The organism is Cohaesibacter intestini (assembly GCF_003324485.1).
Lineage (GTDB): Bacteria > Pseudomonadota > Alphaproteobacteria > Rhizobiales > Cohaesibacteraceae > Cohaesibacter > Cohaesibacter intestini.
In genome coordinates this window covers 492635-505415 of record NZ_QODK01000002.1, presented here as the reverse complement: position 1 = coordinate 505415, position 12781 = coordinate 492635, and the positions used below count along the sequence as shown (strand labels likewise).

Sequence of the window (12781 nt, the reverse complement as noted above, 5' to 3'; positions counted from 1 at the left end):
ATGGCAATGCAATTTCACTGCAATGGTACGGCGATTGAAATCGCCGTCGACCAGCTGATCGTGGCTGGCTGGACTGGACGCAACATCGAGGCGGTTCAACATCATATCGACGAATTGGCGGCCATTGGTGTGGCGCCTCCTTCGACGGTGCCGCTTTATTACCGGGTGTCGAATGCCTTACTGACACAGGATGATGCCATTCAGGTGGTGGGCGAGGAAAGCTCTGGCGAGGTGGAGCCGTTGCTCCTCAAAGTGGCGGGCAATCTCTATCTGGGTCTTGGCTCTGATCACACCGACCGGGGGCTTGAAGCCCATTCTGTGGCCGCTTCCAAGCAGATTTGTGCCAAACCGGTGGCATCCGAGGTTTGGGCCTTTGACGAGGTGGCAGATCATCTCGATCAGATCGAGCTGAAATGTTCGATCAAGGAAGATGGTGCATGGGTTGCCTATCAGGATGGCACCTTGGCGAGCATTCGCCCTCTGGCCGAGCTGATGGCAGGGGCTGACTTTGCCGACAATATGGCGATGCTGTGCGGCACCCTTGGGGCTATCGGCGGTGTGCGTCCGGCCGCTGACTACAAAATGGAAATGGTTGACCCGGTGTTGGGGCGCAGCCTTGCCTTTGGCTATCAGGCGCGCAACCTGCCAGTGATCAGTTGAACAAGTGATCAGTTGAACAAATGAGAGATGCGCCGGGTGTGTAGCCGGTGCTTCGCTTTGTGCTTCAGCCTGAAGGAGAGAACAATGTCAGATCCGTTTGAATGGTCGGCCCAATCGGCCCCTAGTCGTCTTGACGAAACGATTGCGCGGGTTGCGGACGACAGTAAGGACGTGCGCCATGTGTTCACCCAGTGTTTCTTTGATGATGCTGTGAAGCAGGCAGCTTGTGTGGCTTCTTCTGGTGATGATTGTGTTTTGGCGGGGGCTTTGGTGTCCATCAAGGATCTATTGGATGTCAAAGGCCATGTCACCAAGGCGGGCACCCGCTTTATGGCCAATGACCCTGCAGCGTCAGAAGATGCCGATGTGGTGGCGCGGTTGCGTAAGGCGGGAGCGGTACTGCTGGGCCATACCAACATGACCGAGCTGGCCTATTCGGGGCTGGGGCTCAATCCCCATTATGGTACACCGATGAATGCGCTGATTGACGGGGCCATTCCCGGTGGCTCGACTGCTGGCGGGGCGGTCAGTGTGGCGCGTGGTCTGGCGGATATCGCGATCGGTACAGACACAGGCGGGTCCTTGCGTATTCCGGCTGCCTTCAATGGCATTGTTGGTTTCAAACCGAGCCAGAAGTCGGTGTCCCGGTTGGGCTGTAAGCCCCTGTCTCGCAGCCTTGACAGCATAGGGCCGATGGGGCGCAGTGTTGCGGCCTGTGCGGCGGCCTATCGTGTCATGGCTGATGATGGGGCCGAGACGGATAGGGAAGTCATCGCCGAATTTGTCATACCGACCAATTATGGCATGGATGATCTGGCGCCTGAGGTTGCGGCGGGCTTTGCTGCCTGCGTGAATGAGCTCAGAACGCGCGGCTACAAGGTTTCGGAGCTGGCACTCGATAGTCTTGAAGCCTTGAAGTCTCTGCCGATCTGGCAGTTCTCTTCCATCGAGTCCCGCTCCGATTATGATGCAGCCTATCAGACCCAACGCGGCATTATGGATCCGCGCGTTGCCAGTCCAACCCGGATGGGGCGGGCGGATGAGGTGGATGCAGTCTCCTATCGCAAGACCCTGAATGAACGGGACCGATTGATTGCTCTCTTTGCCGAAGAACTCGCGGGACGGGTGCTCCTGATGCCAACGGTGCCGATTCTGCCGCCAAGCTTTGCGCAGATGGAGAAAGATGAAGACTATTCCCGCCTCAATCTTCAGGTGTTGCGCAATCCCTCGATTGCCAATGTCATGGATTGCTGCAGTATCTCGCTTCCCCAGAGCCATGACGGCAAGCCGTTCGGGTTGATGCTGACAGCGCTTGACGGGTCTGATCTTGGCCTGTTGGCTCTGGCGGAAGCAATCAATGGGCAGTGATCATGCCGTTTCATGACTCCGGCTTGTGGTGAGCTGCGCGTGAGGCAGAATTGATCCGGAGGGCTGGCAATTGCGTATCGCCCCTATGAAAGATCATTCTGTCTCACACCGCGCCGGGGTCATCCATGCTGAAATCCATTGCCATCCTTTCCGGGCTGGTTTTTGCCCTTCCTGCCATTGCCAACACGGTGCCCGATGATATTCGCTCCGAACTGTCGGGGCCGGAAAAGATCGGTGAAGTCAAAGTCCGCTTTCTCGGTATTCGGATGTATGATGCTGCGCTGTTCACCAAGGGGGGCGATGCTTTCCGTTGGACACGGCCCTTTGCTTTGGAATTGACCTATGCCCGCAGCTTTGCTCGTGAGCGGCTGATCAAAGCGTCTGTTGCTGAGCTGGAGCGTATAGAAGGGGAGCAACCCGACCATCAGGCAGTCGCAACCAAGCTCAAAAGCTGTTTCCGCACAGTGCGTGCATCTGACCGATTTGTCGCGATTCCCGATGGTCGCAATCTGGTGCGCTTCTATTTCAATGGCACTCCAACCTGTGCCTTGCGGCATCCGGGCATTCGCGAGCGGCTGTTGGGGATCTGGCTGTCGGACACGGCCCGTGATCGCCGCTTGAGCCGGCTGCTGCGCGGTCTTGACTGATCCTGACGATCACCCGGCAATTAAGGGAAGCCGCATTTTCTGGATCTTTGCCCGGATGCAGGTGCTATGCATGCGTAAATTTGCTGAATGAGGTGAAATCGGACTTGATGTTGCAGGGCGAATTGCTGCACAAGGGGGGTGAGATAAACAGCAGCAGCAGGGAGGAATTGAGGTGCAAGTGAGTCTTCTTGAACCAGCCGCCAACCCTGCATGGTCCGATGTGCGTGATGAGCGCGGCATGATTTCGGCTGAATTCTTCCATCAGATCGATGAGGCGATTGAGGCGCGGGATAGCGACCTTCTGGTCAGCCTCACGCAGGATCTGCACGAAGCTGACATGGGCGATATCATCGAGGCGCTCAGCCCGAAGCATCGTACCGATTTCCTTGAACTTCTGGGGCAGGATTTTGATTTCACCGCTTTGGTGGAGTTGGACGATTCCCTGCGTCAGAAGGTTGTCGAAGGCCTGTCCAATGATTTGATCGCTGAAGGGATCAGCGAACTCGACTCCGATGATGCGGTTGTCATCCTTGAGGATATGGAGGAAGGGGATCGGGCCGAGATTTTGGCCGCCTTGCCGGCGATGGATCGGATCCAGCTGTCCCGCTCCCTCGACTATCCCGAAGATTCAGCCGGGCGACGGATGCAGACGGATTTTATCGCCGTCGCGCCATTCTGGACCGTTGGTCAGACCATTGACTATATGCGCGAGACGCCCGATCTGCCGGACGAGTTCAACCAGATTTTCGTCATTGATCCGGGGCACCGCCTGTTGGGTACCGTGTCGCTTGACACAATGCTACGATCCAGACGTCCGACGAAGATATCCGAAATCCAGCATGAAGAGCGCCATTATGTGATGGCAACGCAGGATCAGGAAGACGTGTCGCGCCTGTTCGAACGCTATGATTTGCTCTCCGCTGCTGTGCTCGACCAAGGCGAACGCCTTGTCGGTGTGATCACCATTGATGACATCGTTGACGTCATCCATGAAGAAGCCGAAGAAGACATCAAACGACTGGGTGGTGTTGGTGACGAGGAAATCACCGATACGGTACTGGAAACGGCGAAGTCCCGCTTCACATGGCTGTCGGTTAATCTGGTCACTGCCATTCTGGCTTCCTGGGTGATTTCCATATTCGACACGACCATTCAACAAATGGTCGCGCTTGCAGTCTTGATGCCGATCGTTGCCTCTATGGGGGGCAATGCCGCCACGCAAACCATGACGGTGGCCGTGCGTGCTCTCGCAACTCAAGAACTGGACAGCTTCAACGTGTTGCGCGTTGTCTCGCGTGAGGTGTTGGTGGCAGTGCTCAACGGGCTTGCTTTCGCTCTGATCCTTGGCACCATTTCGGCCTTGTGGTTTGGCAACTATCAGCTGGGTGTAGTGATTGCCGTTGCCTTGGTGGTCAATCTCTTTTGTGCTGGTCTTTCCGGTATCCTCATTCCGCTCGGTTTGCAGAAAGTCGGGGTCGATCCGGCCATTGCCTCGTCCGTTTTTATTACCACAGTGACTGATGTTGTTGGCTTCTTCGCCTTTCTCGGGCTTGCTGGCTGGTGGTTCGGACTGCTCTGAAAGGGTGGTTTCACGATACTTTTTCGTGTTTTTCCCATCTTTTTGGATGACTGGGCCTAAGGACCCTCTGTTAAAGCGCATATTGCTCTGGACAGTCCGTTAAACTACGCGCTATTTCTTGGGGTTAGGGTATCTTGGTTGTCTGGATACCGTTGCGGTAATGTGATTGATCCGACAGGAAGGGAATGGCAATGCCTCCGCCGATCAAGGGCATCTTGGAAACGCCAGTCTATGTCGATGACCTTGCGCAGTCACACGCCTTCTACAACGGAATTCTGGGTTTGGAGCGCATGCTCGATGGCGACAGGATCAATGCCTATGATGCTGGTCCGTCTCAAACCCTGTTGGTATTCCTCAGAGGCGTCTGTGAGGCCGACACGACCATTTCTGGTCAGTTGGTCCCGGGTCATTCCATGGATGGTGTTGGCCATTTTGCCTTCCGGATCGACAAAAGTGCGCTTGCTTGCTGGGTTGCCTATCTTGAGGAGCAGGCTGTTGCCATCGAAAGCCGGGTTACCTGGCCTGCCGGTGGGCAAAGCATCTATTTCCGGGATCCCTTTGACAATGTTGTCGAACTGGCCACAGCGGATTTGTGGCCGAATGATCCAGACAAGGTTGGGAGTGCAATTTGAAGCGAAGTTAAATGGGCTTAAACTTATGCAAAATAGGTGTAATTTTAAGCCTATTGACTTTTACGTTAATTGCCTCAATAGTGGAGCATGGAGGCTCAATGGCTGACTATCTGACTATCACTGAACTGACGAACGAGTTCGGTCTGACGACCAGAACCTTGCGGTTTTATGAGGATGAAGGGCTGATCAAGCCTGTGCGTCGCGGGCGGCAGCGGCTTTATCGCCCCAGTGATCGAACACGTTTGAAACTGATCCTGAGAGGCAAGCGGTTGGGCCTGTCCTTGGGTGAAATCAGCGAAGTCATCGATATGTATCGCCAGCCTCCTGGAGAAGCGGGACAGTTGAACCTGCTGATCGAGAAAATCGAGGCGCGTCGCCGGGATATGCAGCAGAAGCTGTCGGATATCAAGGAGACACTGGCAGAGCTTGATGCGGTGGAAGATTCCTGCCGTTCAAGACTGGAAGAGTTGGGCAGCGTCTCCTAAAGCTGCCCCTTGGAAGCGCGCCTCCTGTTGCATGCAAGATATTGCGGTATCTCGCGGGAGGGTGCTGATAATGGCGGATTTCGTGATCCGGGCGGACAATTTCAAAGAGCGCGTCGAGCGCTCTTTTGCCAAGCAGAGCTTTCTCATTCAGATGGGGGCTGAAGTCACCCATATTGCGCCGGGCGAGGTTGATATTGCCCTGGCTGCGCGGGATGGCCTGCAACAGCAACATGGCTTCTTCCATGCCGGGGTCTCGACGACACTGGCAGATTCAGCTGCTGGCTATGCGGCCTTTACCCTGTTTGCAGCTGGCGACGGGGTGCTTTCCAGTGAATTCAAGATCAATCTGCTGAACCCCGCCAAGGGGGATCGGCTGGTTGCGCGTGGGCGGGTGATCAAGCCCGGGCGGATGCTGACCATTTGTCAGGGGGATGTCTTCAGCTACGCGGACGACCGGGAAACCCATGTCGCTACCGGGCTTTTCACCATGGTGCGGGCAGAGGGAATGGAACCGTAAACACAGCGTGTGTGGACCGGCGAGCAACAATCAAAATCAATATAAAAGCAAGTCTGCCAATGCCCCATTGCGGGACCCTGTGAGGAGGGGTGGCGGGAAAGGGAGGAAAGAATGAGCCTGTCTAATCAAGGGCCAATGTTCAATTTCAATCTCGGCGAAACCGCCGACATGCTGCGCGATGCGGTCAACAGCTTTGCCAATGCGGAGCTGGCGCCGATTGCCGCCCAGATCGACCGGGACGATGCCTTCCCGCGCGAGCTATGGACCAAGATGGGCGATATGGGCCTGCTTGGCATCACCGTGCCGGAGGAATTCGGCGGCTCGGATATGGGGTATCTGGAGCATGTGGTGGCGGTGGAGGAATTGTCCCGCGCCTCGGCGTCGGTTGCCTTGTCCTATGGGGCGCATTCCAATCTGTGTGTCAACCAGATCAACCGCAATGGCAATCAGGCGCAAAAAGAGAAGTATCTCCCTAAACTGATCAGCGGTGAGCATGTCGGCTCATTGGCGATGTCCGAGCCGGGGGCCGGGTCTGATGTGGTGTCGATGAAATTGCGGGCCGAGAAGAAGGGCGATCGCTATATTCTCAATGGCTCGAAAATGTGGATCACCAATGCGCCAGATGCGGATGTGTTGCTGGTCTATGCCAAGACCGATCCGGAAGCCGGGCCAAAGGGTATCACAACCTTTCTGATCGAGAAGGATTTCAAGGGCTTCTCCGTGGCACAGAAGCTCGACAAGCTTGGCATGCGCGGCTCAACCACCGGCGAATTGGTGTTTGAGGATTGTGAAGTGCCTGAGGAGAATGTCGTCGGTACAGTTGGCAAAGGCGTGCATGTGTTGATGTCTGGCTTGGATTATGAGCGGACGGTGCTGTCCGGCGGGCCGTTGGGGATCATGCAGGCCTGCATGGATGTGGTGCTGCCTTATATTCACGAGCGCGAGCAGTTCGGCAAGCCGATTGGCACGTTCCAGCTGATGCAGGGCAAGATCGCCGATATGTATGTCAATATGAATGCCTGCCGGGCCTATGTCTATCAGGTGGCGCAGGCCTGTGACCGGGGTGAGACCACCCGTCAGGATGCCGCCGGGGCCATTTTGATTGCGGCCGAAAAGGCCACGCAAATGGCGCTGGATGCGATCCAGATTCTGGGTGGCAATGGCTATATCAATGAATATCCGACCGGTCGCCTTCTAAGAGATGCCAAGCTGTATGAAATCGGCGCCGGCACGTCCGAGATCCGCCGTATGTTGATCGGGCGCGAATTGTTCAATGCCACGGCCTAGACCTCAGCGGGTTTAAAAGTTGGACATCAGAAGGGGCCTCATAGGGGCCCTTTTTTGTGCCTTTGTCCGCCGTGGGGCAATTGGTGCTTTCGGTGACATGCTTTTGCCATAAGAAAGGTCTTGTCTGAGCGAAAGCCCTTCTGGAGGAGAATGCAATGTCCTTGAAAACGCAACTCATTGTCGGAGCGAGCGCTTTTTGTCTGGCGCTTGGTGTCAACAGCCTTGCTTTGGCCAAAGGGGCGCAGAGCCCCTATGACACGATCTATGAAGTGATCGCTGATACCAACCTCAGGGCCGCACCTGAAGCAGGCTCCAAGGTCAAGGTGCCCCTCGATAAAGGCACTGAAGGAGTGGTCATGCGCTGGTGTCGGGACGAGTTCAACTTCCGCTCCTGGGCCTATGGCTCTTTGTCCAAGCGTCGGGCGATGCTCAAGGTTCGGGTCTGCGAGGTGCAGGTCAATGGCACCATCGGCTTTGTCGATGCCAAATTTCTTGATCCGATGTGATCTGTATAGCCGATGACTAATTGGGTTTCTTTGGTGGGGTTTTGGCGGCGAACAGGCCAAGAACGATCAGCGCCAAAGCAGCCCAAGTGGTCAGGGCCACCTCTTCTGATAGCAAAACAGCCCCCATCAGAACCCCGAAGATCGGGATCAAATTCATTCCCAATGCGAAGAAACTGGCGCCAATGGTGCCGATCAGGCGATAGCGCATGATGGTCGCCACCCCGGTTGGCAGCAGCCCAAGATAGATGAGACTGAGCCAACTGGTGCCATCGATGGCTGCAAAGTCCGGCATGCCCTGAATGGATGCAAGCAGGACAAGCTCGACCGACGCCATGCCCAGAATGATTGTGGCAAGGCGGGTCGGTGGAATGTCGGTGATCTTGCGGATCATCGCACCAGACAAGGCATAGCAGAGCGAAGCGCCCAGAACAGCAATCTGTGCCAGAATATGCCCGCTGCCCAAATCAGCCAGAGCACCACGTCCGACCACCAATGCAATACCCGTAAAGCCGAAGCTAATGCCAATCAGTTTGGGCAGATTGATCTTGTCGTCATGGGTGGTCAGGTGGCTGAGGATCAATGCCAGCAAGGGGCCTGTGCCCAGCAGCAATGACGTCACACCTGCCGAAATGGTCAACTCTGCCCACGAGATCAGCAGAAAGGGCACTGCGACATTCAACAGTGAGACCACCAGCAGAAACGACCAACTCTTGAGGCTTTTGGGCAACATCAGGCCGCGATAGAGTGCCCATGGCAACAGAACAGCAAAGCCGATGCAGACCCGGATGGCCGCCAGCCAGAAAGGACCGGTTTGCGGTACCGCCACCTTGATGGCGATGAAGGCCGATGCCCAGACGATGGTGAGGAACAGAAGGCCGGATAAATCAAGCGGTGTCGGTTTGCGAATGGTATTTGGCGGCATCGCGTGATTGTCCTATCAAGCTATGAAGTGGGCAATGGGGGCTCAAGCCAAGGAAACATGGCTGAGAAAGCAGGCAGGTAGAGGCAAAGAGGCGCTTATCCAGCGCCCCTATAGGGGATTCTGGCTACTAGAAATATGCTGTCATGGCAAGAGGTGATGGGCCATCTTGTTGGAACGGGAGAAAAACTGTCGTCGAATGAGCACTCCTGTGACAAAGGTTGTTGCTGCCATCAGCAACAGGGGATCAATGAACCAGCCAAACAATGCGAGCGAGAAGAAAAAAGCGCGCAGGCCCAGATTGAAGTGGCGCCCGGCGAGCGCATTCATTTCGGCAACCTGTTCGATGGCCACGACCATCTCCTGTTCATCGACCATCACATGGTCCGGTTCAAAATCCTCATGATAGGGGAGGGCTCCAATCAGGATCGAGGTGTAATTGAACAAACGGTAGGCCCAGCCGAATTTGAAGAAGGCATAGACATAGATGCAGATCAGGATCAGGGCCTTGATTTCCCAAAGGGTGCGGGTCGTCTCAACCGGAAGCGGTAAATCGCGGGTGATCTGCAGGGCCAATTCGGTCGAGTTCAACAAGGCAAAGCCTGCGCCGATCGCCAGCAGCGAGGTGGAAGCGAAAAAGGCTGTCCCATTTTGCAGGCCACTGATAATAGCGGTGTCGACCATGCGCAGTTTGCGGCGTGCCATGGTTTGCATCCATCGGCGGCGATGGGCATTCATCATGCTCGACAAGGTTCGTTTGCGCAAAGGTGAGTGATCGGCGAGATAGGAAAAGCCCACCCAGAAAGCGACATACCAACCCAGTCCGATCAGGTCGATGAGGGTGAATGGTTCCATTAGTACAAATCCCTAGAGTCTGAGTTCAAGTCGCATTTAGCGCTGAATTGCCGTAACGTTACAGGTTCGGTTCGTCACTATTCTGACACATTACACACACTTTTGTGAGTCCCTAGCTTATTGATTCATCGTTGAAATCTGAAGTCCATAGGAGGTTTGCGTCTGATGCATGCCTTAATGATTGCTATTTCCTTTCCAAGAGATTAACACAGGCTCACTCCACCGCAGCCTGAGGGCGAGCGGTACCAACATAGTCAAGTGACAGCTGAGGCGACATGGACAAAGAAGTCGACGTTTCTTGTTGGGGTGTCACAATGAAAGCCGTATTGGCGCTAGGCGCTGTTTTGGCCATTGTGTATTTCTTCGGAGCATTCGAGACAGCGGTTGTCGCTGTTAGCTAACGAAAACACCTGACATTGTTATTCTTTAAAAAAAAGCGTGGGGCAGCCCGCGCTTTTTTTGTTTTGGGCCTGCTTGCAAAAACGGTTCGAATTTGATCCTCTTGAACCCAATGTGAAAAGAGGAGGCCGACGTGGCACAAGAGATCACCGTAACCTATAAGCAACTGATCGCGGCCGCCGAAGCCGAAATCGATGTGATTGACATAGCAGAGGCCATGACCTTGCTCGACCGTGAGGATCATGTCTTTGTCGATATCCGCGACATTCGCGAGTTGGACAGGGAAGGGCGGATGCCCGGCGCGCTCCATGCGCCGCGCGGCATGCTCGAATTCTGGGTTTGCCCAACCAGCCCCTATCACAAGCCAATCTTTGCCGAAGACAAAAAATTTGTCTTTTTCTGTGCCGGTGGTTGGCGCAGTGCTTTGGCGGCCCAGCAAATGCAAGCCATGGGCCTGAAACCCGTCGCGCATATGTCCGGTGGCTTTGGGGCGTGGAAAGAGGCAGGTGGGGCCGTGGATGCGGTTGAGGACTAGGCAGGGTGCGTTCCGAAGGGATGATCACACTCTTTTGCTAACCGGAGCGCGCGGGATTGAACCAATTGGTGAGGGACAATGCCTCCTGGCATGGCTTTGGGGTTGCCCGACGGAGTGCGCAAAGCCAGTGGATATCAGGGTGTTGAGCTAGGTGCTGCCAATTTCGCGCAGTTGACGTAAGTTGCGTTAAATTTCTTTATTTCTTTCCGGTGCTTGTGTAAAGTAGTGCCAAAATATGTGGCGCAGGGTTTGACGGTTCAGAGATGATTGAAGCCCGCAAGTCACTCGGGATGTGAGGGAGGATAAAGATGAGCGTTCTGCAATCGGACATCCGGACGGAAACGGCAGACTATCAGGCCAATCGCGCTGCGATGGAAGAGCTTCTGTCGGATCTGGCGGCCAAGCGGGCGGAGGCGGCGCTGGGTGGCAATGAACGGGCGAGGGAGCGGCATTTGGCACGTGGCAAATTGTTGCCGCGGGACCGGGTCACGCAATTGCTCGATCCGGGCGCTCCGTTCCTGGAATTGTCGCCGCTGGCTGCCAACAACATGTATGATGCCGCCATTCATGGAGCGGGCCTGATCACCGGTATTGGCCGGGTGGCAGGGCGCGAATGTATGATCATTTGCAATGATGCGACCATCAAGGGCGGCACCTATTATCCGATGACCGTCAAGAAGCATTTGCGAGCGCAGGAAGTGGCACAGGAAAACCGCTTGCCTTGTTTGTATCTGGTGGATTCTGGCGGAGCCAACCTGCCGCAGCAGACCGAAGTCTTTCCCGACAAGGAGCATTTTGGTCGGATTTTCTTCAATCAGGCGACCATGTCATCGATGGGCATTCCGCAGATTGCCGTGGTGATGGGCTCTTGCACCGCCGGTGGGGCCTATGTGCCGGCCATGTCGGATGAAACGATCATCGTCAAGGAGCAGGGGACCATCTTTCTCGCCGGGCCTCCGTTGGTGAAGGCGGCAACCGGGGAAGTGGTCAGTGCCGAGGATCTGGGCGGGGCCGATGTCCATACCAAAACGTCCGGTGTTGCGGACCATTATGCGCTGAATGACGCTCATGCGCTGGAAATTGCCCGCTCAGTGGTGGGTAATCTCAATCGCCGCAAGGATGTCGATATCGAATTGCGCGAACCGGTCGAGCCGTTGTTCGATCCTGACGAGTTGAATGGTATCGTGCCTGTCGACTTGAAAAAGCAATATGACATTCGCGAGGTGATTGCCCGTCTGGTGGATGGATCGCGTTTTGATGAGTTCAAGGCCCGTTTCGGCACCACTCTGGTAACCGGCTTTGCCCATATCTATGGCATGCCGGTGGGGATCATCGCCAACAATGGCATTCTCTTCTCCGAGAGTGCTCAGAAGGGCGCGCATTTCATCGAGCTCTGCTGCCAGCGCCGGATTCCTTTGCTATTTTTGCAGAATATCACCGGCTTCATGGTGGGGCGCGATTATGAAGCAGGCGGCATCGCCAAGGACGGGGCAAAATTGGTGACCGCTGTGGCCTGCGCCCAAGTGCCGAAAGTCACCGTGCTGGTGGGCGGCTCTTATGGGGCGGGCAATTATGGCATGTGTGGTCGGGCCTATAGCCCGCGCTTCCTGTTTAGCTGGCCCAATAGCCGGATTTCGGTGATGGGGGGTGAGCAGGCCGCCAATGTGTTGGCAACCGTCAAGCGCGACAATATCGAAGCGGATGGCGGGGCATGGTCTGAGGAGGAGGAAGCCGCCTTCAAAGATCCAATTCAGCAGCGGTTCGAAGCGGAAGGGCATCCCTATTATGCCACGGCGCGGCTGTGGGATGATGGCATCATCATGCCGTCCGAGACACGCCGGGTGCTGGGGCTGGCTTTCTCGGCTGCGCTCAATGCGCCTGTGCCGGAGACCAAGTTCGGTGTCTTCCGCATGTAATGGCAAGCCGTTTGAGCTTTTAAAAGGGGCGAGAGCCCCTTTTTTGGGTTTGTTGCCAGGCTTAGAGGCCGGGAATCCATCCAGCCATCCAGCCGATTGCTACCACAGCAACCGCCAGGCCGAACAACTTGAACATGCCGCCACCGCCCTCAGTCTGCACGCCCATCCGCGAAATGGCATGAATGCCACCGGTCAGCATGTAGGCGTCGCAGTCAACAAGGCCTGCCAATTGGCGGGCATAGCCATTGGTCCGGGCGCCGGACGCGCAAAAGAATATTGCGGCAGGAGCGCCTTTGGTGTCGATGGGGCCTTTGAGGCTTGAGAGCGGGTGATGCAGGGCGGAAGGGACCTTCTTGCCCATCAGCTCCATGGATTCACGCACATCAATCAACACTGCGCCTTCATCAAGGAGCTTTTTGGCTTCATCATGGTTGATCTGTTGGACGATCTGCTTTTTTGCCATTCTGGTTGGATCT

General features: G+C 55.6%; 14 protein-coding genes. 11 read left to right on the top strand and 3 right to left on the bottom strand.

Features of this window, described 5'->3' with window-relative positions:
• Positions 1-6: 6 nt before the first annotated feature.
• The 9 genes from DSD30_RS07795 (at position 7) to DSD30_RS07755 (ending at position 7681) form a co-directional block, all read left to right on the top strand.
• Positions 7-660 (top strand): DUF2848 domain-containing protein, encoded by a 654-nt coding sequence (locus tag DSD30_RS07795; protein ID WP_245418404.1) that lies wholly within the window; start codon positions 7-9, stop codon positions 658-660.
• Between the two features lie 84 nt (positions 661-744).
• Positions 745-2028, top strand: a complete 1284-nt coding sequence (locus DSD30_RS07790; RefSeq protein ID WP_114009079.1) for an amidase family protein — start codon at positions 745-747, stop codon at positions 2026-2028.
• A gap of 125 nt (positions 2029-2153) precedes the next feature.
• Positions 2154-2675 (top strand): hypothetical protein, encoded by a 522-nt coding sequence (locus DSD30_RS07785; protein WP_114009078.1) that lies wholly within the window; start codon positions 2154-2156, stop codon positions 2673-2675.
• 172 nt (positions 2676-2847) lie between these two features.
• Complete coding sequence (mgtE, locus tag DSD30_RS07780) at positions 2848-4254, top strand: magnesium transporter (protein ID WP_245418403.1); 1407 nt, start codon at positions 2848-2850, stop codon at positions 4252-4254.
• A gap of 185 nt (positions 4255-4439) precedes the next feature.
• Positions 4440-4886, top strand: a complete 447-nt coding sequence (locus DSD30_RS07775; RefSeq protein ID WP_114009077.1) for a VOC family protein — start codon at positions 4440-4442, stop codon at positions 4884-4886.
• A gap of 98 nt (positions 4887-4984) precedes the next feature.
• Positions 4985-5371, top strand: a complete 387-nt coding sequence (locus DSD30_RS07770; protein ID WP_114009076.1) for a MerR family transcriptional regulator — start codon at positions 4985-4987, stop codon at positions 5369-5371.
• Positions 5372-5441: 70 nt separating this feature from the next.
• Positions 5442-5888, top strand: a complete 447-nt coding sequence (locus DSD30_RS07765) for a PaaI family thioesterase (RefSeq protein WP_114009075.1) — start codon at positions 5442-5444, stop codon at positions 5886-5888.
• A gap of 111 nt (positions 5889-5999) precedes the next feature.
• Entirely contained in the window at positions 6000-7175 is a 1176-nt protein-coding gene (locus tag DSD30_RS07760; protein ID WP_114009074.1) for an isovaleryl-CoA dehydrogenase, read from the top strand.
• Positions 7176-7330: 155 nt separating this feature from the next.
• A complete protein-coding gene (locus tag DSD30_RS07755) occupies positions 7331-7681 on the top strand; it encodes a hypothetical protein (RefSeq protein WP_114009073.1) in 351 nt (116 codons plus the stop codon).
• 16 nt (positions 7682-7697) lie between these two features.
• On the opposite strand, the gene DSD30_RS07750 is transcribed toward DSD30_RS07755, so the two are convergent.
• Both DSD30_RS07750 and DSD30_RS07745 read right to left on the bottom strand, forming a co-directional pair.
• Positions 7698-8603, bottom strand: a complete 906-nt coding sequence (locus DSD30_RS07750) for a DMT family transporter (protein WP_114009072.1) — start codon at positions 8601-8603, stop codon at positions 7698-7700.
• Positions 8604-8744: 141 nt separating this feature from the next.
• Entirely contained in the window at positions 8745-9455 is a 711-nt protein-coding gene (locus DSD30_RS07745; protein ID WP_114009071.1) for a DUF599 domain-containing protein, read from the bottom strand.
• A 532-nt stretch (positions 9456-9987) separates the two neighbouring features.
• Here DSD30_RS07745 and DSD30_RS07740 point away from each other — a divergent pair.
• Both DSD30_RS07740 and DSD30_RS07735 read left to right on the top strand, forming a co-directional pair.
• Positions 9988-10389: a rhodanese-like domain-containing protein gene (locus tag DSD30_RS07740; RefSeq protein ID WP_245418402.1), complete on the top strand. Its 402-nt coding sequence runs from the start codon at positions 9988-9990 to the stop codon at positions 10387-10389.
• Positions 10390-10697: 308 nt separating this feature from the next.
• On the top strand, positions 10698-12305 hold the full coding sequence (locus DSD30_RS07735) for a carboxyl transferase domain-containing protein (protein WP_114009070.1): 1608 nt from the start codon (positions 10698-10700) through the stop codon (positions 12303-12305).
• 61 nt (positions 12306-12366) lie between these two features.
• Here the strand turns inward: DSD30_RS07735 and DSD30_RS07730 are convergent, their stop codons facing one another.
• On the bottom strand, positions 12367-12768 hold the full coding sequence (locus DSD30_RS07730) for a rhodanese-like domain-containing protein (RefSeq protein WP_114009069.1): 402 nt from the start codon (positions 12766-12768) through the stop codon (positions 12367-12369).
• Positions 12769-12781 lie beyond the last annotated feature (13 nt).

Coding starts and splice junctions, on each gene's coding strand:
- DSD30_RS07735 (WP_114009070.1), top strand. CDS start 10,698: ATGAGCGTTCTGCAATCGGACATCCGGACGGAAACGGCAGACTATCAG.
- DSD30_RS07750 (WP_114009072.1), bottom strand. CDS start 8,603: ATGCCGCCAAATACCATTCGCAAACCGACACCGCTTGATTTATCCGGC.
- DSD30_RS07775 (WP_114009077.1), top strand. CDS start 4,440: ATGGCAATGCCTCCGCCGATCAAGGGCATCTTGGAAACGCCAGTCTAT.
- DSD30_RS07790 (WP_114009079.1), top strand. CDS start 745: ATGTCAGATCCGTTTGAATGGTCGGCCCAATCGGCCCCTAGTCGTCTT.
- DSD30_RS07795 (WP_245418404.1), top strand. CDS start 7: ATGCAATTTCACTGCAATGGTACGGCGATTGAAATCGCCGTCGACCAG.
- DSD30_RS07770 (WP_114009076.1), top strand. CDS start 4,985: ATGGCTGACTATCTGACTATCACTGAACTGACGAACGAGTTCGGTCTG.
- DSD30_RS07765 (WP_114009075.1), top strand. CDS start 5,442: ATGGCGGATTTCGTGATCCGGGCGGACAATTTCAAAGAGCGCGTCGAG.
- DSD30_RS07785 (WP_114009078.1), top strand. CDS start 2,154: ATGCTGAAATCCATTGCCATCCTTTCCGGGCTGGTTTTTGCCCTTCCT.
- DSD30_RS07760 (WP_114009074.1), top strand. CDS start 6,000: ATGAGCCTGTCTAATCAAGGGCCAATGTTCAATTTCAATCTCGGCGAA.
- DSD30_RS07730 (WP_114009069.1), bottom strand. CDS start 12,768: ATGGCAAAAAAGCAGATCGTCCAACAGATCAACCATGATGAAGCCAAA.
- DSD30_RS07745 (WP_114009071.1), bottom strand. CDS start 9,455: ATGGAACCATTCACCCTCATCGACCTGATCGGACTGGGTTGGTATGTC.
- DSD30_RS07755 (WP_114009073.1), top strand. CDS start 7,331: ATGTCCTTGAAAACGCAACTCATTGTCGGAGCGAGCGCTTTTTGTCTG.